The 21,208-nt window shown below is 66.0% G+C and carries 20 protein-coding genes; 10 read left to right on the forward strand and 10 right to left on the reverse strand.

Translation table 11 applies throughout. From position 1 onward, the window contains the following. The first annotated feature begins 70 nt into the window (after positions 1-70). Both OSB52_RS04640 and OSB52_RS04645 read left to right on the forward strand, forming a co-directional pair. On the forward strand, positions 71-928 hold the full coding sequence (locus OSB52_RS04640; protein WP_266060422.1) for an SDR family oxidoreductase: 858 nt from the start codon (positions 71-73) through the stop codon (positions 926-928). After that, the gene (locus tag OSB52_RS04645; protein ID WP_266060424.1) at positions 928-1,407 is read left to right on the forward strand and encodes an anthrone oxygenase family protein; all 480 of its coding nucleotides are present in this window, start codon (positions 928-930) and stop codon (positions 1,405-1,407) included. Before OSB52_RS04640 ends, OSB52_RS04645 begins: the two co-directional genes overlap by 1 nt. A gap of 19 nt (positions 1,408-1,426) precedes the next feature. Here OSB52_RS04645 and OSB52_RS04650 read toward each other — a convergent pair whose 3' ends face one another. Beyond that, entirely contained in the window at positions 1,427-2,293 is an 867-nt protein-coding gene (locus OSB52_RS04650; protein WP_266060426.1) for an SDR family oxidoreductase, read from the reverse strand. A 153-nt stretch (positions 2,294-2,446) separates the two neighbouring features. On the opposite strand from OSB52_RS04650, the gene OSB52_RS04655 reads away from it, so the two are divergent. After that, positions 2,447-2,860 (forward strand): winged helix-turn-helix transcriptional regulator, encoded by a 414-nt coding sequence (locus OSB52_RS04655; protein WP_266060427.1) that lies wholly within the window; start codon positions 2,447-2,449, stop codon positions 2,858-2,860. Here the strand turns inward: OSB52_RS04655 and OSB52_RS04660 are convergent. From OSB52_RS04660 to OSB52_RS04670, 3 genes are all read right to left on the reverse strand, one after another. Then, a complete protein-coding gene (locus tag OSB52_RS04660; RefSeq protein ID WP_266060428.1) occupies positions 2,848-4,188 on the reverse strand; it encodes a VOC family protein in 1,341 nt (446 codons plus the stop codon). The two genes, OSB52_RS04655 and OSB52_RS04660, sit on opposite strands and share 13 nt — an antisense overlap. Next, positions 4,185-4,736, reverse strand: a complete 552-nt coding sequence (locus OSB52_RS04665) for an RNA polymerase sigma factor (RefSeq protein WP_372475041.1) — start codon at positions 4,734-4,736, stop codon at positions 4,185-4,187. The genes OSB52_RS04660 and OSB52_RS04665 overlap by 4 nt, the downstream gene beginning before the upstream one ends. Positions 4,737-4,811: 75 nt before the next feature. Then, positions 4,812-5,669 carry an alpha/beta fold hydrolase gene (locus OSB52_RS04670; protein WP_235724022.1) on the reverse strand — a complete coding sequence of 286 codons (858 nt, stop codon included), beginning with the start codon at positions 5,667-5,669 and terminating at the stop codon, positions 4,812-4,814. Between the two features lie 72 nt (positions 5,670-5,741). Here OSB52_RS04670 and OSB52_RS04675 point away from each other — a divergent pair, with 72 nt between their 5' ends. The 3 genes from OSB52_RS04675 to OSB52_RS04685 all read left to right on the forward strand — a co-directional run bounded on the left by OSB52_RS04675 (position 5,742) and on the right by OSB52_RS04685 (position 9,960). Further along, positions 5,742-6,344 (forward strand): TetR/AcrR family transcriptional regulator, encoded by a 603-nt coding sequence (locus tag OSB52_RS04675; RefSeq protein WP_235724023.1) that lies wholly within the window; start codon positions 5,742-5,744, stop codon positions 6,342-6,344. A gap of 67 nt (positions 6,345-6,411) precedes the next feature. Further along, the gene (locus OSB52_RS04680; protein ID WP_235724024.1) at positions 6,412-7,170 is read left to right on the forward strand and encodes a VOC family protein; all 759 of its coding nucleotides are present in this window, start codon (positions 6,412-6,414) and stop codon (positions 7,168-7,170) included. 243 nt (positions 7,171-7,413) lie between these two features. Continuing rightward, positions 7,414-9,960 carry an ATP-dependent Clp protease ATP-binding subunit gene (locus OSB52_RS04685; RefSeq protein WP_235724025.1) on the forward strand — a complete coding sequence of 849 codons (2,547 nt, stop codon included), beginning with the start codon at positions 7,414-7,416 and terminating at the stop codon, positions 9,958-9,960. Between the two features lie 533 nt (positions 9,961-10,493). On the opposite strand, the gene OSB52_RS04690 is transcribed toward OSB52_RS04685, so the two are convergent. Both OSB52_RS04690 and OSB52_RS04695 read right to left on the reverse strand, forming a co-directional pair. Beyond that, on the reverse strand, positions 10,494-11,726 hold the full coding sequence (locus OSB52_RS04690) for an RNA polymerase sigma factor (protein ID WP_266060551.1): 1,233 nt from the start codon (positions 11,724-11,726) through the stop codon (positions 10,494-10,496). Then, positions 11,723-12,148, reverse strand: a complete 426-nt coding sequence (locus OSB52_RS04695; protein WP_160903697.1) for a YciI family protein — start codon at positions 12,146-12,148, stop codon at positions 11,723-11,725. Before OSB52_RS04695 ends, OSB52_RS04690 begins: the two co-directional genes overlap by 4 nt. 203 nt (positions 12,149-12,351) lie before the next feature. On the opposite strand from OSB52_RS04695, the gene OSB52_RS04700 reads away from it, so the two are divergent. Beyond that, positions 12,352-13,197: an enoyl-CoA hydratase-related protein gene (locus tag OSB52_RS04700; RefSeq protein ID WP_266060430.1), complete on the forward strand. Its 846-nt coding sequence runs from the start codon at positions 12,352-12,354 to the stop codon at positions 13,195-13,197. Between the two features lie 12 nt (positions 13,198-13,209). Here OSB52_RS04700 and OSB52_RS04705 read toward each other — a convergent pair whose 3' ends face one another. Together OSB52_RS04705 and OSB52_RS04710 are read right to left on the reverse strand one after the other, a co-directional pair. After that, positions 13,210-13,851 carry a DUF305 domain-containing protein gene (locus OSB52_RS04705; RefSeq protein ID WP_266060432.1) on the reverse strand — a complete coding sequence of 214 codons (642 nt, stop codon included), beginning with the start codon at positions 13,849-13,851 and terminating at the stop codon, positions 13,210-13,212. Then, complete coding sequence (locus OSB52_RS04710; RefSeq protein WP_266060552.1) at positions 13,848-15,320, reverse strand: LVIVD repeat-containing protein; 1,473 nt, start codon at positions 15,318-15,320, stop codon at positions 13,848-13,850. Before OSB52_RS04710 ends, OSB52_RS04705 begins: the two co-directional genes overlap by 4 nt. 263 nt (positions 15,321-15,583) lie before the next feature. Between OSB52_RS04710 and OSB52_RS04715 the strand changes: the two genes are divergently transcribed. Continuing rightward, positions 15,584-16,960, forward strand: a complete 1,377-nt coding sequence (locus OSB52_RS04715) for an NAD-dependent succinate-semialdehyde dehydrogenase (RefSeq protein WP_266060553.1) — start codon at positions 15,584-15,586, stop codon at positions 16,958-16,960. 24 nt (positions 16,961-16,984) lie between these two features. On the opposite strand, the gene OSB52_RS04720 is transcribed toward OSB52_RS04715, so the two are convergent. Continuing rightward, a complete protein-coding gene (locus OSB52_RS04720; protein WP_266060433.1) occupies positions 16,985-18,229 on the reverse strand; it encodes an MFS transporter in 1,245 nt (414 codons plus the stop codon). Positions 18,230-18,323: 94 nt separating this feature from the next. Next, entirely contained in the window at positions 18,324-18,926 is a 603-nt protein-coding gene (locus OSB52_RS04725) for a TIGR03086 family metal-binding protein (protein ID WP_266060434.1), read from the reverse strand. 90 nt (positions 18,927-19,016) lie between these two features. Here OSB52_RS04725 and OSB52_RS04730 point away from each other — a divergent pair, with 90 nt between their 5' ends. Both OSB52_RS04730 and OSB52_RS04735 read left to right on the forward strand, forming a co-directional pair. After that, on the forward strand, positions 19,017-19,949 hold the full coding sequence (locus tag OSB52_RS04730; RefSeq protein WP_266060435.1) for a helix-turn-helix transcriptional regulator: 933 nt from the start codon (positions 19,017-19,019) through the stop codon (positions 19,947-19,949). Between the two features lie 111 nt (positions 19,950-20,060). Next, the gene (locus tag OSB52_RS04735) at positions 20,061-21,164 is read left to right on the forward strand and encodes a T6SS phospholipase effector Tle1-like catalytic domain-containing protein (RefSeq protein ID WP_266060436.1); all 1,104 of its coding nucleotides are present in this window, start codon (positions 20,061-20,063) and stop codon (positions 21,162-21,164) included. Positions 21,165-21,208 lie beyond the last annotated feature (44 nt).

Consider the following 21,208-nt stretch of genomic DNA (forward strand, 5'->3'; position numbering starts at 1 on the left):
GAGACGAGTGCGTATGGAATCGAGCGAAATGGCCATGGATCGTCTCGCCCGAGCCGGGTGGACTGAGGACATGACAACTCAGCACGCATCTTCGACAACAACCAACTCCGTACTGGTGATCGGCGCGACCGGCAAAGTCGGGCGGCGCGTCGCCGACCTGCTCGATACCCGTGGCGTCGACGTCCGGCGCGCCAGCCGGTCGAGTGCGACCCGGTTCGACTGGACCGACCGCACCACCTGGGCCCCGGCGCTCGACGGTGCGGGTCCGGTCTACATCTCGTACCAGCCAGACCTGATCGCCTCCGGCGCTGTCGACGACGTCGCGGAACTCGTACGGCGCGCGGAGTCCGCTGGGGTCACGCGACTGGTGTTGCTTGCCGGGCGCGGCGAGCCCGAGGCCGAGGCGGCCGGTCGCGTCGTGCATGCCGCCGCCATCGATTCCACGGTGCTGTCGTGTGCCTGGTTCGACCAGAACTTCTCCGAGGGCGGTTTCGCGCCCGAGATCGCCATGGGTTCGCTCACCCTCCCGGTGGGTGCGGTCGGCGAACCGTTCATCCACACCGACGACATCGCCGAGGTTGCGGTCGCCGCGCTGCTCGACCGGGCCGCGGGTGTGAACCCGCACGCCGGACAGACCTACGATCTCACCGGGCCCCGTCTGCTCACTTTCGCCGAGGCTGCGGCAGAGATCGGCCGGGCGCGCGGAGTCGACATCCTCGCCACCGAGGTCACCCTCGACGGCTATCGGCAGATGTTGTCGCAGTACGGTCTTTCCTCCGCCGATATCGGCGTTCTGATGACGTTGTTCGGCACCCTGTTCGACGGTCGTAACAGTCGCATCGGCAACGATGTCGAGCACGTGCTGGGCAGACCGGCCCGTGATTTCGCCGATTTCGTGAATTCCGAGATGATGCAACAAGTCTCGTGATGAGCGCACTCCGCGACGTGCTTGTCGTCCTCACCGTGGTGACCTCGGCGCTGACCGCCGGGCTGTTGTCGGCCTTCGCCTACGCCATCATGCCCGGACTGCAGCGGACCGCCGCACCGGCGGCTGTGGCCGCGATGCAGCGGATCAATGTGGCGATCGTGAACCCGCTGTTCGCGCTGATCTTTCTGGGCCCGTTGGTGTTCGGCGGCCTGGCGGTGCTGCTGTGTTGGGGTGACCCGCTGCGCTGGTATCTGGTCGTGGGTCTTGCCCTGGCCTCGATGTCCGTCGCGATCACCCTGGGATTCAATGTGCCGTTGAACAATCGCCTCGACGCGGTAGGCCGCGTCGAGGCGGATGCGGCGACGGCGCCGTGGGCGGACTTCGTCGGACCCTGGGTGCGCTGGAATGTGATCCGTGCGGTGGCGTCGACGGCGGGTGTCGCGGTCATCGTCGTGGGACTCGTGGGGGCGGGATCCTGAGCCGTGACGCCACCGAGGGTCAGACCGTGGAGGCGAGCCCGCTGCGGATGACCTCCGTGAACGACACGGCAGGACGCCCGAGTAGTTCGACCAGGTCGGTCGAGTCGGAGTCGAGCGCACCGGAACCCACTCCCGCATCGGAATCGGCCAACACCGTGGCGAAGGGCGCGGGGATTCCGGCATCGACCAACGCCGCGGCATAGTCGGCCTCCGGGAGATTCTGGTAGCGCACTTCCCGCCCGCCGACCTCGGCAAAGGTTGCCGCGATGTCGGCATACGACAGATGCTGCGGACCGACGAGTTCGAAGATCTCGCCCGGGCCGGCGGAGAGCAGTGCCGACGCGGCGGCGTCGGCGTAATCCGAGCGAGCCGCCGGAGCGACGCGGCCGTCGCCGGCACTTCCGTAGAACACCCCGCCCTCGATCGCGGTCGGCGCGGACGACAGATAGTTCTCCGAATACCATCCGTTGCGGAGCAGCACGAACCCGATTCCGCTGTCGCCCAGGATCTTCTCGGTGGCGACGTGTTCGGTGGCCAGTGCCAGGGGAGAGCTGTCGGCGCGAAGGATGCTGGTGTACGCGATCAGGTCGACGCCGACGGCCACCGCGGCCTCGATCACATTGGTGTGTTGCGCGACGCGCTGTCCGACCTCGGAGCCGGAGACCATGAGCAGCTTGTCGACTCCCGCGAGGGCCGTGTCGAGTGCGGCGCGGTCGGTGTAGTCGGCCACCCGGACATTCACGCCCGCATCACTGAGGTCGGCCGCCTTGGCGGCGTCGCGTGCCACCGCAACGATGTCACCGGGTTCGACTCCCCGGCTGATCAGGGCGCGAACGGCTGAGCCGCCGAGTCCGCCGGTCGCTCCGGTCACTGCGTATGTGGTCATGACTTCTCCTCTGTGTCGGTGTGCGTCTGTGGTGGCTACGGGTCGCGCCCATCGCCGGGCGACCACCGCTATCCATCGATGGTGCACTTACTATTTATATAGTGCAAGCGTGATGGTAAGCACGGTGTGCACGGTCTGGGTAGGATGAAGGCCATGTCCGCAGCGCACCCCGCCCCGCATCCAGGGCGTGACGAGGCCGATCAGGCGTTTGTGGCCGACGTCTTCGCGAGGAACTGTCAGTCGCGAGACATCTTGCAGAACGTGACCAGTCGCTGGGGTCTGCTCGCGCTGGTCGCTTTGGGGGAGAGTGACATGCGGTTCAATGCGTTGCGGCGCCGGGTCGACGGTGTCAGTGAACGGATGCTGTCGGTGACCCTGCAGGCCCTCGAGCGGGATGGATTCGTGAATCGATCAGTGCTGCAAGCGATCCCGCCTCGGGTGGAGTACTCGCTCACCGATCTCGGAGCGGCCGTGGCCGCCCGATTGACCGGATTGATCGAGTTCGTCGAAGCACATGTCGACGACGTCGACCGGTCGCGGGCGGTCTACGACGCTCAGAAGAGCTGACCCAGATAGAATTCGGCGCCCTGATCGTCTGAGCAGTAGGCCATGATCCCGTAGGCCTGCGCGTCCGGGTCGGTGATGACCCGTCCACCCGCGGCGCGAACCCGGCCGACCGCCGCGTCCATGTCGGGCACGTTCCACATCGGAACGGCCCGCTGATCGTCGGCGCCACCGGCGATCCCGATCTGGGGATGCACGTCGTCGACCTCCCAGCCGTCGTCGATCCGACCGGCGCGGAACTCCCAGCCGAGCACGGCGCCATAGAAGGCGCGGTAGCGAGCGCTCGACGGCGTCTGGACGGTCAGATACGACATCTCACCGACTCCACGTGGATGCTGATCCGTCCGCGTCGCCCCGGGTGCAGGGACGTGCACAGAGAATGCGACGCCCTGATCGTCGACGGCGTCGAGAACGTGCGCACCGTCGCGGCCCACCTCGGTGACCTCGTCGGCGGCGCGACCGCCCGCGGCCCGGATCGCAGCTCGTGCGGTGTCGAAATCGTCGACCGCGTACACGCAGAACAATGTGTTCGAGCCGTATCCGCCGGCATCCGAGATACCCAGGCGGTGGCCGAGATTGGTGACCTGTCGGCTTTGCGGGTCGTAGTCCCATCCCAGTACCGCGCCATAGAACGCGGCCGCGCGTGCGGCATCCGGGGTCTGCAATGACATGTAGACGATGTCGCCGGTGCGGATGCGGTCGGCGGCCTCCGCGCCCATCTCCGACGGCCCGGTGAGCATCCACCGATGCCCGAACGGATCGATGATCGTCCCGGTGCGATGTCCGTACCCTTCGTAGGGTTCGCGCGTCACCGCAGCCCCGCCGCGTTCGGCGGCGGCGACGGCGGCGTCCGCATCGTCGACGGCCAGCATCAGGCTGACCGACACGTGGCCGGGCTGCGGTGCACGCAGGCCCATGTCCCCGAATTCGTCGGCGAGATAGATGGCGCCCCCGCCGATCTCGAGTTCGGCGTGGCCGAGTCGCCCGTCGTCCATGATGATCGGCTCACCGCGCAGGCGTGCGCCGAGATGTTCGACGTACCAGTCGAGGGCGGCCCGCCCGTCGGGCACCGTGAGGTAGGGCAGCGCGCCCGGACGTTCGACGGCGGGTTCGTCGTCGTGGGTGGTCGCTGCGTTCAGTTCGGTGGCGGTACTCATGAGAACTCCTTGGGGTAGGGTCGCGCCGCGTTCGAGTCGGTCCCGCAGTCGCCGGGTGAACTCGGCGTCGGGTGCGACCGGGTCGGTCCAGCCCGGGGCATCGGCGGCCCGCAGGGCGACGAACGGGTCAGGCGGTGTGCTGCCGCCGTGTTCGGTGCGGTTGTACTCGCTCATGCGTGACCTCCTCTCCGCGAGCCGGTGGATCCGGATCGGGTGTCGGTATCCGGATAGGCCGCGCGGAAGGCCCGCTTGGCCCGGGTGAGCAACGCTTCGGTGGCCCCGACGGTCCGGTCGAGTAGTGCCGCACAGTCGCCGACCGGGAGGTCATCGACGTAGCGCAGAGTCAGCACCGCGCGATGGGTCGGGGACAGGGTGGCCAGGGTGTGGTGGGCGACCATCCGGTCCAGGTGGGCGTCCCACTCGTCGTCGCCGGTGTCGGGCACCTCCTCGACCGGGTCGGGTGTGCGTTGCATCCGCCGCCAGTGGTCGGCCAGCTTGTGCCGGGCCACCCCGATCAGCCACGGCGTCGTCGGCCGCGCTGTGTCGTCGCGTCGGACGGCGTCCATCGCGGCCAGGAACGTCTCGGAGGTGAGGTCCTCGGCGACCCGCTGATCCGTGCACCGGCGCAGCAGGTAGCCGTACACCGCCGGCAGCGCATCGTCGTACACCGCCAGCAGTGCGGGCGCCCCACCTCCGGGAGAGCCCTCGTGTTCGCTGCTCACACCTTCATCGTCGTCCGTGGGAGGCGAAACCCGACGCCCGATCGGGGAAATTTCTTCGTGGCGACGGCTGAGGCGTCAGCGATCCGACCGAGCCGATGCCGCCACCACGCCGTCCGCGACGGCCTGAGGTTGATCGAGCGAGACGAAGGTGCGTGCGTGCGGCACCTCGATGAACTGCGCGTCGCCGAAGACGTCCGCGAAGCGGCGGCCGTGCTCGGGAGTGAAGCACCGATCGCCGGTACCCCACACCATGGCCACCGGCACCTGGACTCGCGACATCCGTGGCGTGACCGCTGCGAGGTCGGCCGGATCGATCTCGTGCAGGAATGCGATGAGGTCGTCGCGGATGCGCGCGTCGGTGCGCAGCGGTTCGAACACTGACCGGGTCAGGTCAGGGTCGGGATCGGTGACGAGCAGACCGACGCCGAGCGACGAATGCCGCAGCGCCCGCCACCGCATCGTCTCGATCAGCGGCTTGAGGAGCAGTCGCTGTCTCAGCAGCGCAAACACCAGCTGAAACGGTTGGGGCGGAAAGAGATCGAATGCATCGCAGTTCGTGAACACCAGGGCCCGGACGAAGTGTGGGTCTGCGTCGAGCGCGTACTGGGTGATCGCACCGCCGGTGTCGTTGGCAACCAGCGTGGCGTCGGCCAGGCCGAGTCGGTCGACGAACTCGCGCAGCAGTCGCGCCGCACCGCGTGGACTCCGGTCCGCAGACGGGCCCCACGGGATGTGATGCGACCCGAGCGGCATCGTCGGCGCATAGCTGCGGTATCCCCGCGCCGCCAGGATCTCGGCCACCGGCTGCCACAGCCGATGGTCGACGGCGACGCCGTGCATGAACACGATCGGCGGGTGCGCACTCTTGTCAGGGCCGTAGGACGCGTACTCCACGGTGCCGGAGGGAAGTGTGATCGTCGAGGTCGTGGTCATGATGGCGGCGCCTCTCGCATAGGCTGATATCTCACTTACGAACACTCGGTATGAAAGTTACGTGCAGACTGTATGAAAGTCAATCGTCGTACGCAGGCGGAACGAACAGCAGCGACCCGTTCGGCATTGATCGCCGCGGGGCGAAGCCTGTTCGGTGAACACGGCTATGCCGCCGTCGGCACCCAGGCCATCGTGGTGGCGGCGGGCGTGACCCGCGGCGCCCTCTATCACCAGTTCGACGACAAAAAGGGTCTGTTCACCGCGGTCTACGACCAGGTCGAACAGGACATCACCACGGAAGTGGCCGAGCGCGTCGGGGATCTTGCCGTCACTGATCCGTTGGCTGCACTGAAGGCCGGGGTGCGGGTCTTCCTGGAACGGGTGACCGACCCGGCGGTGCACATGATCTCGCTGGTGGATGCGCCGTCGGTGCTCGGGTGGAGCGAGTGGCGGGCCCGCGGCGAGGAGTTCGGCTTCGCGCTGATCGAGGGCATATTGCAGGCCGCCATCGCGGTCGGGCAGATCGACGACCAGCCGGTGCGTCCGATCGCGCACGTCGCCATCGGCGCGCTCGACGAATCCGCGCTGTACGTGGCCGCCGCCGATGACAAGGGCACCGCTGCCGCCGAGGTCCTCGTCGTGCTCGATCGGGTCATCGACTCGTTCCGACGCTGAGCTGTATCGCAGCCCAGACGATGCCGATACCGATGACTTCGGCGCGCGGGGCCGGTCAGTATGGAACATGGCCACCGCGACGATTTCCTCCATGCTCCTGTCCAGCGACGACCCGAAGCGCCTCGCGCGCTGGTATGCCACCGTTTTCGAAGCCGAGATCCAGACCGACCCGGATGCGCCGGGCTACGAGATCATGGAACTCGACGGCTTCTACATCATGTTCGACCAGCGCGACGACGTGTCGGGGCGCGCCACCGGCGGTGCACGCCTGATCCTCAACGTCGAAGTCGATGACCCGGTCGCCACAGCCGCTCGGATCGACGACCTGGGGGCGGACTGGATCAGCCCCCTCGCGGACAAAGGAAGAGGCACCTATTTCGGCACCGTCACCGATCCCGACGGCAACTGGCTGCAGATCGTCCGGATCTCCGACGAACTCGAAGCGCAGATGAGCACACCGACGTCGGCGTACAGCAGCTTCGCCGTCATCGACCTCGATGCCGCGTCGACGTTCTATCGCGATGTGCTGGGTATGCGGGTTCTCCACCTGGAGGTGGGGGTGTTGGGTGTGCGCATCAACCGCACCACCACGGTGTTGGTCTACCCGAAACCCGACCACCGGCCGGCCGAGTTCACCGTCCTCAACATCCCCGTACAGAACCTCGAGGAAGCGGTCGACGATCTCGTCGCCCGAGGCGTCGAATTCCTCAGATACGAGCAATTCGATCACGACGAGCGGGGGATCGCGCGGGGCGGCGAGCAGGGACCCGACCTCGCCTGGTTCACCGATCCGTCCGGAAACGTGCTCGCCCTGCAGCAGAAATGACCACGTCAACGAGCCGTTCGCTCTCGGCGTACTGAGGCCGGAACACAGCGCCGACGTGCGCGGTTGTACAAGCAGAACCCCCGCCATGACCATTTCGTGAATGATCTGCGACCGGCGTTAACTGTAGCTGCACCTGAAGCGACCACTAGAGTGGAAGCAGGCTGGTCGTCACCTATGACACCGCTGCAGTCGACGCCGCTGTGGTCACCGACGGCCGGGGCGCTAGCAACGTGAGGGAGAACAATGTTCGAACGGTTCACCGACCGCGCTCGACGAGTCGTCGTGCTCGCCCAAGAAGAAGCGCGGATGCTCAACCACAACTACATCGGCACCGAGCACATCCTGCTGGGTCTCATCCACGAGGGCGAGGGCGTGGCCGCCAAGGCACTCGAGTCACTCGGGATCTCCTTGGAGGGTGTCCGCAGCCAGGTCGAGGAGATCATCGGCCAGGGCCAGCAGGCGCCGTCGGGACACATCCCGTTCACGCCGCGCGCCAAGAAGGTCCTGGAGCTGTCGCTGCGCGAGGCGCTGCAGCTCGGACACAACTACATCGGTACCGAGCACATCCTGCTCGGCCTCATCCGTGAGGGCGAGGGCGTGGCCGCTCAGGTGCTGGTCAAGCTGGGTGCCGACCTCAATCGGGTCCGCCAGCAGGTCATCCAGTTGCTGTCCGGCTACCAGGGCAAGGAGCCGCAGGAGGCCGGCACCGGCGGACGCAGCAGCGAGTCCGGCACCCCGTCGACCTCGCTGGTGCTCGACCAGTTCGGCCGTAACCTGACCGCGGCCGCCGCCGAGGCCAAGCTCGACCCGGTCATCGGGCGCGAGAAGGAGATCGAGCGGGTCATGCAGGTGCTGAGCCGCCGCACCAAGAACAACCCGGTGCTCATCGGCGAGCCCGGCGTCGGCAAGACCGCCGTCGTCGAGGGCCTCGCCCAGGCCATCGTCAACGGCCAGGTGCCCGAGACGCTCAAGGACAAGCAGCTCTACACCCTCGACCTCGGTTCGCTGGTCGCGGGCAGCCGCTACCGCGGTGACTTCGAGGAACGCCTCAAGAAGGTGCTCAAGGAGATCAACACCCGCGGCGACATCATCTTGTTCATCGACGAGCTGCATACGCTGGTCGGGGCCGGTGCCGCCGAGGGCGCGATCGACGCCGCCAGCATCTTGAAGCCGAAGCTGGCCCGCGGTGAGCTGCAGACCATCGGTGCCACCACCCTCGACGAGTACCGCAAGTACATCGAGAAGGACGCCGCCTTGGAGCGCCGGTTCCAGCCGGTGCAGGTTGGCGAACCGTCCGTCGAGCACACCATCGAGATCCTCAAGGGTCTGCGCGATCGCTACGAGAGCCACCACCGGGTGTCCATCACCGATGGTGCACTCGCCGCGGCTGCGACGCTGGCCGACCGCTACATCAACGACCGGTTCCTGCCCGACAAGGCGATCGACCTCATCGACGAGGCCGGTGCCCGCATGCGTATCCGCCGGATGACCGCTCCGCCAGACCTGCGCGAGTTCGACGATCGCATCGCCGAGGCGCGCAAGGAGAAGGAGTCCGCGATCGACGCGCAGGACTTCGAAAAGGCCGCGAATCTCCGCGACAAGGAGAAGCAGCTCGTCGGCGAGCGTGCCGAGCGGGAAAAGCAGTGGCGCAGCGGCGATATGGACGTCGTGGCCGAGGTCGACGACGAGCAGATCGCCGAGGTCCTCGGCAACTGGACCGGCATCCCGGTGTTCAAGCTCACCGAGGAGGAGACCACCCGTCTGCTCCGCATGGAGGAGGAGCTGCACAAGCGGATCATCGGCCAGGAGGACGCGGTCAAGGCCGTTTCCAAGGCGATCCGTCGTACCCGTGCCGGCCTGAAGGACCCGAAGCGCCCGTCCGGTTCATTCATCTTCGCCGGCCCGTCCGGTGTCGGTAAGACCGAGCTTTCCAAGGCTTTGGCGAACTTCCTGTTCGGCGAGGACGACGCGCTCATCCAGATCGACATGGGCGAGTTCCACGACCGGTTCACCGCGTCGCGGCTGTTCGGTGCTCCTCCCGGCTACGTCGGGTACGAAGAGGGCGGCCAGCTCACCGAGAAGGTGCGTCGCAAGCCGTTCTCGGTGGTGCTGTTCGACGAGATCGAGAAGGCCCATCAGGAGATCTACAACACCTTGTTGCAGGTCCTCGAGGACGGCCGTCTGACCGACGGTCAGGGACGCACGGTCGACTTCAAGAACACGGTGCTGATCTTTACCTCGAACCTCGGTACGTCCGACATCTCCAAGGCCGTCGGACTGGGCTTCACCAGCGGAGACGACTCGCAGTCGAACTACGAGCGGATGAAGCTCAAGGTCAACGACGAGCTCAAGAAGCACTTCCGGCCGGAGTTCCTCAACCGTATCGACGACGTCATCGTGTTCCACCAGCTGACGCAGCAGGAGATCATCGAGATGGTCGATCTCATGATCACCCGCGTCGAGCAGCAGCTGAAGAACAAGGACATGGCCATCGAGCTGACCGACAAGGCCAAGGGGCTGCTCGCCAAGCGTGGCTTCGACCCCGTGCTCGGTGCCCGTCCGCTGCGACGCACCATCCAGCGTGAGATCGAGGATCAGCTGTCGGAGAAGATCCTGTTCAACGAGCTGACCGCGGGTCAGATCGTGCTGGTCGACGTCGAAGGCTGGGACGGCGAGGACGACGGCGAAGACGCCCGGTTCGTCTTCAGCGGCTCGGAGAAGCCCCGAGAGCTGCCCGACGCCCCTGCCGAGCTGACCAATGCCGGCGAGGGCAAGGGCGAAGCGAGCTAAGCCCGAGGCAGATACCCCACAACGACGACACCACCTTGCTTCCGAAGCAAGGTGGTGTCGTCGTTTCGGGGTGTTTAGTCGCTGTTTCCGGTGGTCGAGTGGTCGCTGTTTCCGGTTGGTCGAGTGGTCATTGTTCCCGGTGGTCGTGGTCGCCGTTTCCGGTGGTCGTGGTCGCTGTTTCCGGTGGTCGTGGTCGCTGTTCCCGGTGGTCGTGGTTCCCGGTGGTCGAGTGGTCGTTGTTCCCGGTGGTCGAGTAGTCGCGAGCCGCTAGGCGAGCGGCGTATCGAGACCACGTGAGCCGCAAGCGATCTCGATACGCCCTCGCCTAGCGGCTCGGCCTACTCGATCAGCGTATGGACCTGCGGCTCGGCCTACTCGATCAGCGGCTCGGCTTACTCGATCAGCGTATGGACCTGCGGCTCGGCCTACACGATCAGCGGATTGCGCTGCAGGCCTACTAATGGGAGCTACTGGGTCTGGTCGTGAGTTTTGGGTCAGACTTGGTGTGGTGGCTGCTGCTGGGTGAGCACTCGTCACAACGCCGCGATCTTGTCCTCCAGTACCCGACGTTGAGCGCCGTTGGTGGCCAGCTCGCGGGCCCGGCACAGTTCGGCTCGCGCCTCCTCGGTCCGGCCCAACTGCGCGAGCAACTCACCGCGCACGCTCGGCAACAGATGAGATCCGGCCAGTTTCGCCACGTCGACCTCCGCGTCGAGCACCGTGAGCGCGTCGTGCGCGCTGGCCGCCATCGACACCGCGACGACCTTGTTCAACGTGACCACCGGATTGCCGGTGAGCTGTTCGAGTGCCTCGTACAGGATCACGATCTGTGGCCAGTCGGTGTCCTCTACCGTCGTGGCGCGGGAGTGGCAGGCCGCGATTGCGGCCTGCAACGAGTACGGTCCGCGACCCCGACCGAGGGTGTCGACGCGGTCGAGCGCCGCGAGCCCCCGGGAGATCTGACCACGATCCCACCGGTGACGATCCTGCTCGGCGAGCAGGACTGGACGGCCATCGGCATCGAGCCGCGCAGCGAACCGTGACGACTGCAGTTCCATCAACGCGACGAGACCGTGCACCTCCGGTTCCCGCGGCACCAGTGCGGCGAGCACCCGGCCCAACCGCAGGGCTTGCGCCGCCAGATCCTGCCGCATCCAGCTATCGCCGACTGTGGCGGCGTATCCCTCGGTGAAGATGAGGTAGATGACCGCGAGCACGCCGTTGAGGCGTTGCGGCCATTGCGCCGGCTCGGGCACCTCGTAGGGCACGCGGGCCGCCGACAACGTCTTCTTGGCGCGCACGATCCGCTGCTGGATCGTCGGGACTGAAGTGAGGAACAGTCGGGCGAGTTCCTCGGAGCTCAGCCCGCCGACCACCCGCAGCGTGAGCGCCACCTGCGCGTCGCGCTTGAGGACCGGATGACAGGCAACGAACACCAGCTTCAGCACGTCGTCGCGGACGGGTACCCACTCCTCCTCGTCGACTTCGGAGAGATCGCGAGCGATCATCTGATAGCGCTCGTCGAGCCGTTCCTGCCGGCGCCATCCGTCGATGGCCCGTCGCTTGGCCACCGAGGTCAGCCAGGCTCCGGCGTTCCGCGGAACGCCGGAGCCCGGCCATTTCTCGAGTGCTTCGGCGATCGCCTCCTGAGCGAGATCCTCGGCGAGGCCGACGTCACCCACGATGCGCGCCAGCGTCGCCACCACACGACTGCCCTCGACGCGCCACACCGCATCGATCGTGCGTCGGATCTCGGGATCGGTCATGCGGTGCCGAGCTGTTCGCGCCACCCCTTCTCCTTTTGGACGTACTCGTTGTCGGAGTACTCCTCGAAGTCGGTTTCATCGCTGACGCGTCGCACCTCGAGTTTCACGCCTGGGCCGAGGGGGGCCTTCTTCGCCCATTGCGCGGCCTCCTCCTTGCTGGAGACCTGCAGAATCCAGAAGCCGTTGAACAATTCGTGGATCTCGCCGTAGGGGCCGTCGGTGACCAACGGGTCCTCGTCGGCGGAAAAGCTGACCACGAAACCCTCTGACGCATCCGTGAGTCCCTCGCCCGCCAGCAGCACGCCGGCGTTGATCATCTCCTCGTTGTAGCGGCCCATGGCGTTGATGATCTCGGTGAAGTCGACATCGGCGGCCGCGGCCTCGGCTTCGGCGGTGGAACGCATGATCAGCATGTACTTCATGGTCTTGCCCTTCTCTGGTGAACATCTCTGGGGAATCAGGGCTCGTTCGGTGCCCCTCACCATTACGTCGAACGAGACGAGCGCAGATCGACACTGCGCCCAGAATAATTTCTCGACGACCGTCCGCGGAGGCTGTCGGGCGGAGTGCCGGGCCCCATTCGCCAGACACGAACGATCGCTCGGTCGTCGAGTAGGTTGAGTCGGTGACCTCTCCGACCGAGCAGACCGCCGAACAGCACATCGTCCTCGAACGCGACGGTGACGTCGCGATCATCCGCCTCAACCGGCCCGACCGGCTCAACGCCTTCACCCACCAGATGGGGGAGGAGCTGATCGCGGTTTTCGACGAGACCGACGCCGACGACACGGTGCGGGCAGTGGTGATCACCGGGACCGGCCGTGCCTTCTGCGCCGGCGCCGACCTCGGTGGCGGCGCCACCACGTTCGAACTCGAACAGCAGGAACCGGGTGAGGTACCCCGTGACATGGGCGGGCAGGTCACACTGCGCATCTTCGAATCACTCAAACCGGTGGTGATGGCCGTCAATGGTGCGGCCGCCGGCGTCGGGGTGACCATGACCTTGCCCGCCGACGTTCGCATCGCCTCCGACGACGCGAAGTTCGGTTTCGTCTTCGCCCAACGAGGATTGGTGCCCGAGGCGGCCTCGACGTGGTTCCTGCCGAAATTGGTCGGACTGCCGACGGCCCTGCAGTGGACGATGGGAGCCAAGATGGTGCCCGTCGCCGAGGCGCATGAGCGGGGGCTGGTGCAGCAGGTGGTGCCCAAGGACGAGGTGCTCTCCACGGCGATCGCCACGGCGCGTGAGATGACGTCGACGACGGCCCCGGTCTCGGTGGCATTGACCAGGCAACTGCTGTGGCGGATGGCCGGCGCGCCCAGCCCGTGGGACGCCCATCGCGCCGACTCCAAGGCGATCTATTACCGCGGCACCATGGACGATGTCGCCGAGGGCGTCACCTCGTTCTTGGAGAAGCGGCCCGCCACCTTCTCCGACCGCGTCTCCACAGACCTGCCGGACATCTTCTGACGGCTCGGGGTGTCACGTCGGCAGGGGCTGTGCGTCACGCTCCCGCAGCATTAGTGTCATCTGGCCGATCTCGTCGCCCTGCTCCCCGATCATGGTGAGCGCGAGCTGTTTGGTCGGCGAGCTCGACCGAGGGTCGTTGTATGCCGCCTGGGCCATATCCAGCCCTCCACGATGATGTCGGATCATCAACTGCAGGAACAGAATCTCCGCGTCGCGGCCGTGTGCGGCGGCCAGTCGGTCCAGTTCGTCGATGCTGGCCATGCCGGGCATCGGCGGTGCGTCGGCGGTCGGCGCGTGGGAGTGCCCGTCGGTCGTGGCCATCCAGGACATCGGGTGCTCGGTGGTCACGGGCAGTGAGAACCAGGTCAGCCAGCCGCGCATGGTGGCGACTTCCGCGGCCTGCGCAGCCGTCATGCGGTCGGCGAGTCCGCGAATCCGCGGGGCCACATCACGGGACAGGCTGGTGCACATGAGAATCGCCTGATCGTGGTGTGTCGACATGTCCTGGGCGAAGCCCACATCGACGACGCTCGGCGCCGGTGGCTGTGCGTCGGAATCACGGTGGGTTTGCCAGGCCATGCCGAACACCACACCCACCACGACCAGCAGTGAGGCGACGCCCAGGGCGCCGACGATCCGTACCGCAGAACTCATCCGAGATACGAGTCCTGGTCGGGCGGCGGGGTGTACACCCGGGGGCTCAACGTCATGGCATAGAAACCGCCGTCGGCGCAGGTGGTCCAGATTTGATTGCCGCGCCACTCCGGTGGTGAGAAGCACCAGTCGGTGGCCATGTCGCCGCCGACCAGCATGCCTGTGCGCGGCCCGATCATCTCCTCGAACCGGACCTTCCCATTCAGGATCGACATGCCCAGGCTGAGAAACTCGACGGCGGGCACACCCGACGCCGACGCCAACACATGCGGAGAGTTGGGTAGGTCGACGACGGTCGCGTTCTTCTGGGCCGGCGGATTGAAGTAGCCGATCTCCTTGATCTTCTTGATGTTCTGGATGTCGAACACGCGAATGCCCGACGACTCCCAGGAACAGGCGAGTGCGGTGGGGTTGTCGCGTCGGTCGACCGCGCAGTAGTGCGGGTTGCTGCTGAAGACGCCGCCGCCCATCGACGACCGCAGGTTGGTATCGAGGTTTTCGGGCAGGTTGATCTCGAGTTTGATCTGGGCGACGTATCCGGGCTTGTTCACCCGGCTCACATCGAAGAATTTCACACCGCCGGAACCGAGTTCGTCGACGGTGATGATGTGCGGGCGGCCCCGGTAGGTCACCGGGATGGTGTGCTGATTCACCTGCCCGTCCGGCCAGAGGTATGCCGCCTCGTGCGGCACCTGCGGGTAGGGCGCGCGGCGCTGTACGTCGCTGATGTCGAGGACGGTGACACCGGCCGCGTTGGACAGGAACATCCGGTTACCGTCAGGGGTGATTCCGAACCCGTGTCCGACGAAGCTGTGCAGTCCTTGCCAGATCACGTGTGGTGCAGCCGGATTAGAGATGTCGATGGCGGTCAGATGGCCGGGGGAGATACCCGAGGCCCAATAGGTTCGGCCATCGGGGGAGAACCCGCCCTCGTGCGAGGTGAACGGCAGCGGTGTGGCCGTGCCGGGGCCGTGGTTGAGCAGTTTCGGGTGCGCGCAGTCGGAGATGTCGTAGACCGAGAAGAATCCACCGCCCCACAGCAGCGGAACGGAGGTGGCGGCCAACAGTTTGCGTTCCTCGTTGACCTTGAGCGTCTCCCAGGTCCCGCCGCGCATGGCGGGTTCGGTCAGCGAGCCGACGATCCTGGGATTGCGGGGATTGGCGACGTCGACCACCTGCACGCCCGGCTGCGGCACCAGGTTGGTGCCGGGGAACAGGCTTCCGGTGTAGCTGCAGTGGTCGAAAGTCGCCGAGACGATACCGCCGCCGGAGCCACGCACCTGGCCGACTTCTGCCATGTTGCAGCGGTAGCCGAGGCGTGTGCGACCCGAGTTGCGGTCCTCGGCGCTGACGTCACCCTGCAGACCGCGTTCGGGCAGGTCGCCGGGGCCGCATTCCGCTCTCGCGACTGACTTCTCCGAGATGTCGGGGAAGTAGTGGGTTGCGGCGCTCGCGGCAGCGGCGCTCATCGTCGCGAGCGTCACGGCAATGGCGAACAGCGCGCACGACACCAGCGCCCGGTGGCCGGGCGAGGATCGATGCGCGTCGACGAGCAGCGATCGGTGAGACACAGCCGACTCCCCCCAGAGTGGGACAGTTGATCCGCTCAACCTAATCGCAGGAGTTGGTTTCTATGGGCGGTTTCGGCGATATCGGCACGACCGGATGACGAGCGTTGGCGTCGGCTCACCCGGATGATGCTCGTCGATGGCCTTAATCTCAACCAGTGACCATTTCCACCTACCGCGTCCAGAATCCCGCTACGGGCGAAGTGCTGGAGGCCTTTGACACGGCCGGCGATGCGGATATCGCCGATGCCATCGAACGTGCCGATGACGTCTATCGGGAGTGGCGGATGCGGAGTGTGCATGACCGGGCCGGAGCGATCCAACGTATCGCAGACCTGGTCCGGGAGCGCTCGGCCGAATTGGCGAGGATGATCTCGCTGGAGATGGGCAAGTCGACCTCGGAGGCGGTGGAGGAGGTCGAGTTCGCCGCCTCGATCTTCGAGTACTACGCCGTGCACGGTCCGAGCCTCATCACCGACTACGAAATCCCCAGCTCGATCCCCGGAAAGGCCCGCATCGAGCAGCGACCGATCGGAGTGCTGCTGGGGGTGATGCCGTGGAACTTCCCGTACTACCAGTCGGCACGCTTTGCTGCCCCGAACCTGCTGTTGGGCAACACCATTCTGCTGAAGCATGCGGAGATATGTGCACGTTCCTCGTTGACCGTTCAGGAGATCATCGAGCAGGCCGGGGTGCCCTGCGGGGGCTATCAGAACGTGTTCGCCTCGCATGAGCAGGTGTCGACGATCATCGCCGATCCGCGCGTGCGAGGGGTCTCCCTGACCGGTTCGGAGCGTGCGGGTGCGGTGATCGGACAGCAGGCGGGCAAACACCTCAAGAAGTGTGTGTTGGAACTTGGGGGCATCGACCCGATGGTCGTGCTCGACGCAGACGATGTCGCCGACGTCGCGCAGCAGGCTTGGGAGTTCCGCACCTACAACGGCGGTCAGGTCTGCAACTCGAACAAGCGGATCATCGTGATGAATGACATCTACGACGAGTTCGTCGCACAGTTGAAGAAGCGTGCCGAGGGGCTCACGCCGGGCGATCAGCTGAGTCTCGGCGACGGCGAGTATGTTCCGCTGTCTTCGCGATCGGCTGCCGAGACCGTGCATGCACAAGTGCAGAAAGCCCTTGCCGAGGGTGCGACGCTCGTGGCGGGCGGCGAACTCGCAGAGGGGAGCGCCGCCTATTACTCGCCCGCGGTTCTGACCGACGTCCCGGTGGGGTCGCACTCGTATCGGGAGGAGATCTTCGGTCCGGTTGCCACCATCTATCGGGTCTCCAGCGACGCCGAAGCCCTACAACTGGCCAACGACTGCCATCTGGGTCTGGGCGGTTCCGTGTTCTCCACCGACGAGTCCCGCGCGGCGCGCATCGCGGCAGAACTCGAAGTCGGTATGACACATGTCAACACGATTGCTGCCGAGTCCGCAGAGCTGCCGTTCGGTGGGGTGAAGGCCTCCGGATTCGGACGAGAAATGGGACCCATCGGGATCGGCGAGTTCGCCAACCAGCGGCTGTACTTCGTCGCGCGGTAGCAGAGCGGTCGGCGGCCGGGAGCGTCACGCAGGGCCGCCCTCCGTCGACCGCATCCGGACCGGTCGACGACGATTCCCGCGCCGCCACACGGCGGCACCGAGTGCGGCCGCGACGAAGCACGAGACCGCGCCCACTCCGAGACCCACCCGCGCATCGGTGACCTCACAGATCGCGCCGATGATGGGTCCTCCGATCGGGGTAGAGCCCATGAACGCCACCGACCACAGCGACATCACCCGTCCACGCATCCGCGGGTCCGCGTTCAGCTGCAGCGTCGCATTCCCGGTGGACATGAAGGTGACGCTGAGCCATCCGACAAAGAACAGCGCGGCGATCGCGACCGGCAACGACGGGGCGATCGCGGTCGCGGCAATGGTCACTCCGAAACCGGCTGCCGCGATGGTCAAGGGCCGCAGGCCGGTGGTGCCACGCGCCGCGACAAGCAGACCACCGACCACAGCTCCTACCCCCATGGCCGAGGTCATGAACCCGAGCGCCTGCGGGCCACCCTCGAACGTATCGGCGGCGGCCGCGGGCAGCGACACCTGGAACTCGTAGGCAAGCGTGCCGACGAGCGCCATCATCACCAGCGGGATCCACAGGGCGGGGGAGCCGCGAACGTACCGCAGACCCTCGCGGAGCTGTCCCTTGGCGCGGGCGATGGGCTCTTCGTGTTCGATGGTCGCGGTGTTCATCGCGACGAGCGAGACGACCACCGCGACGAAGCTCAGCGCGTTGATCGCGAAGCACCATCCGGCGCCCACGGCCGCGAGGACGAGACCGGCGACGCCGGGTCCCACTGCTCGGGCCGCGTTGACCATCACCGAATTCAAGGTGACGGCGTTGCGAATCAGCTCCTCGCCCACCACCTGATGGATGAACGCCTGGCGGGCCGGGTTCTCGAACGCATTGTTGAGGCCGACGAGCAGCGCCAACACTGCGACATGCCAGATCTGCACCCACCCGCCGAGTGTCAGCACCGCGAGGATGCCGGCGAGAATCCCCATGATGGTCTGCAGCACGATCATCAACCGACGGCGATCGACCCGGTCGGCGATCACTCCCGCGTAGGGGCCCAGCAACAGGATCGGCAGCGCTTGCAGGGCGACGATCGCACCCAGTACAGATGCCGACCCGCTGAGCGTCAGAACGAGCCAGGCCTGGGCCGTCATCTGCATCCAGGTTCCGGTGAGTGACAGCGTCTGCCCGGCGAAGTACAGCCGATAGTTCGGGTTGGACAAAGAGGCCAAAGCGCCCTTCGGTGTCACGCCGTCCGTACTCACTTCGGGCGTACGACGGAGAGACACAGGGATCCATTCTATGCCGCCGAATTCCGGTCACCCGATCTGCGGATGAGCGCGGTCACTGTGCGGCCGCACCCACCCAGGGCGACGATGAACGTCCGGTCCAGTTCGCCAACCGTTCGGTCGGACCGGCCTCGGGGCGAGGCTCGACGACCGGTCCGAACGGCACGTCGGGGTTGGCGCGGATCTCGGCCGGGATGAACTGGCGCGCGACCGCCAGTACCGGGTCGACCACGGCCGGATCGGTTTCGGCGGACTGACCGGTGGCGACAGCCAGGTCCCAACCGTGCACCAGGGTCTCGCTGACGTAGCCCCACAGTGCGCCTGCTCCCGGGACCTCACCCCACGGGACGGTGACCGGCGCGGTCAGGGTGGCGTCGTCGGACCACAGCTCGATGGCTTTGCCGACGGTGACGGCGTATGAGTGTGCGTCATAGGTGTCGGCGAGGCGGGGCAGTGCGAGGGCGTCGGCACCCTCGGCGAGCGCGACCGCGCGGTTGGCCGTGGCGATCAGGTGTGCGGCGAGCGTGCGGACGTCGAACTCGTCGCAGGGTGTGGGGGCCGACCATTGATCTTCGGACACGCCGTTGAGCAATTCGGTGACCCACGCGGTGGCGGCGGCGTAGGAGGGGCGGGGATCGGCGGTCTGGGAGTTCGTCATCGTGATTCCTTTGAGTTTCCTGGCTGGTGATCTCAGTCAATCTCCTAATCACGACATCTTCTGTCGTGATTGTGCGACAGAATCGGGGATGTGCGAGCCGAACGTCTCATCGCGGTGCTGATGCTGTTGAAGAAGCATGAGCGGCTGACCGCTGCTGCCATCGCCGAGGAACTCGGTGTCTCGGAGCGTACGGTGCTGCGCGACATCGATGCGCTGTCGTTGTCGGGCGTGCCGGTGTATGCCGAGCGCGGTCGACACGGTGGTTTCGCGTTGCTGCCCGGCTATCGCACGGATCTGACGGGGCTGACCGTCGATGAGGCGACATCGTTGTTGGCCGGCACCGGGCGACTGGATTCACCGGCATTCGCCAGCGCGATGCGCAAGGTGGCCGCCGCGCTGCCCGAGGCTCATCGTGGCCGGGCGGTCGACGCCGCTCAACGTGTCCTCGTCCGGCCCGAGGGTTTCGTGCGTGAACCAGAAAAGGTGAGCGCGTTGGGGGCCGTGCAGCAGGCGGTGTTCGATGGTCGACGACTGCGGGTCGGTTATCGCAGACGCGGCGATGACGAAGTACGCGAACGGATTCTCGATCCCATCGGTCTCATCGTGGCTGGCGAGACCTGGTACTTCGTCGCGGCAGTGAACGGTGACGAACGCATGTATCGGGTGTCGCGGATGTCCGACGTCGAGGTCCTCGACGAGCCGGCGCAGCGGGATCCTCAGGTCGACCTCGACGAGATCTGGCAACGACATCGAAGCGCGTTTCGGGCATCGTTCGAACCGGTCGAGGTGGTGATCGACTGTGCTGCCGAGGATCTGGATCGACTCGGGCGTGCCGTCGCGATTCACGACACCGCGACGCCCAACGCAGCGACCGTGCGAGCCCGGCTACGGTACGCCGACCGGACACGAGCACTGAGGATGGTGTGGGCTCTGCTGCTCGAGCACTCCTTCGACGTCGTCGAGCCCGACTGGATACACGACGCCATCAATGCGCGGGCGCGCGATGTGCTGCGGACGCCGTGACCCGCCGACGAGCCCGGCGGCAGCTGTCGATCAATCACGCGACGCATGAACCATTCGACGCCGCATAGGATCTAAAGCACCTGTTCCACCTGAGAAGGAGATCAACTCATCATGCCGAGACGGCTGATCGTGTGTTGCGACGGCACCTGGAATGTGTTCGGGCAGAAACACCCGACGAACGTGGTCAAGCTGTATCAGGCGATCGCCGGCACCGACGATGCCGGCGTCATCCAGGACTCCGTTTATGTGGCCGGGGTCGGGACCAAGCCGTGGCACAAGGTTCGCGGAGGAGCACTGGGACTGGGGCTGTCCAAGAATGTGAAGAAGGGGTATCTCGAACTCGTCGATATGTACGAACCCGGCGACGAGATCTTCTTGTTCGGGTTCAGTCGCGGCGCATATACCGCGCGTAGCATCGCCGGTTTCATCCGCAACGCGGGCCTGCTGTCGCGAGAGCACCGCGGCCGTCTCGACGAGGCCTTCGCGCTGTACCGCGATCGGGACCGGTCGTCGGCGCCGAGCGGCGAACGCGCCGTCGAGTTCCGTGAGCAGTATTCACATGAGGTGCCGATCCGCTTCATCGGGGTGTGGGACACCGTCGGCTCGTTGGGAATTCCACTTAGCGGCAAGCTCTTCGAATGGATCAACCGACGGTGGGCATTTCACGACACTCAGCTCAGTTCCACCGTCGCGGCCGCTTATCATGCGTTGGCCATCGACGAGAAGCGCGGACCGTTCAAGCCGACGCTGTGGCGTGCGCAGCCGGATGCCCCGGACAGCCAGATCATCGAGCAGGTCTGGTTTTCCGGAGTGCACTGCAACGTCGGCGGTGGCTATGCCGACAGCAAGATCAGCAACATCCCACTGGTGTGGATGATGGATCGGGCGCGGCGTCACGGACTCGCGTTCAACGATGACAAGGAAGCACCGGCATCGGGACCGGCGACCGTCAGCGTAATCAGCGCGATCAGCCAATTCCTCATCGACACCGACGCGTTCGCAGTCCCGCTCCAGGAGTCACGGAAAGGCTTCTACCGCTTGATCGCTGGACTTTCACGCCCTATGGGGGTCGTCGACTCCGGGCATGAGTTCGTCGCATCGAGCGCGGCCCGCCGGATGGACACCGTCGCCGCCTACGATCCGGCGAACCTCGCCGCCTATCGAGAAAATGACGGACCAGAGCTGGCAGTCGATTTCCACCCGACCGAGACCTGAGCTTGGCCTGTCGAAACTTCCGACCGCAGTTCCCGGTTCCGGCT

The organism is Gordonia aquimaris, from assembly GCF_026262595.1.
Classification (GTDB): domain Bacteria; phylum Actinomycetota; class Actinomycetes; order Mycobacteriales; family Mycobacteriaceae; genus Gordonia; species Gordonia tangerina.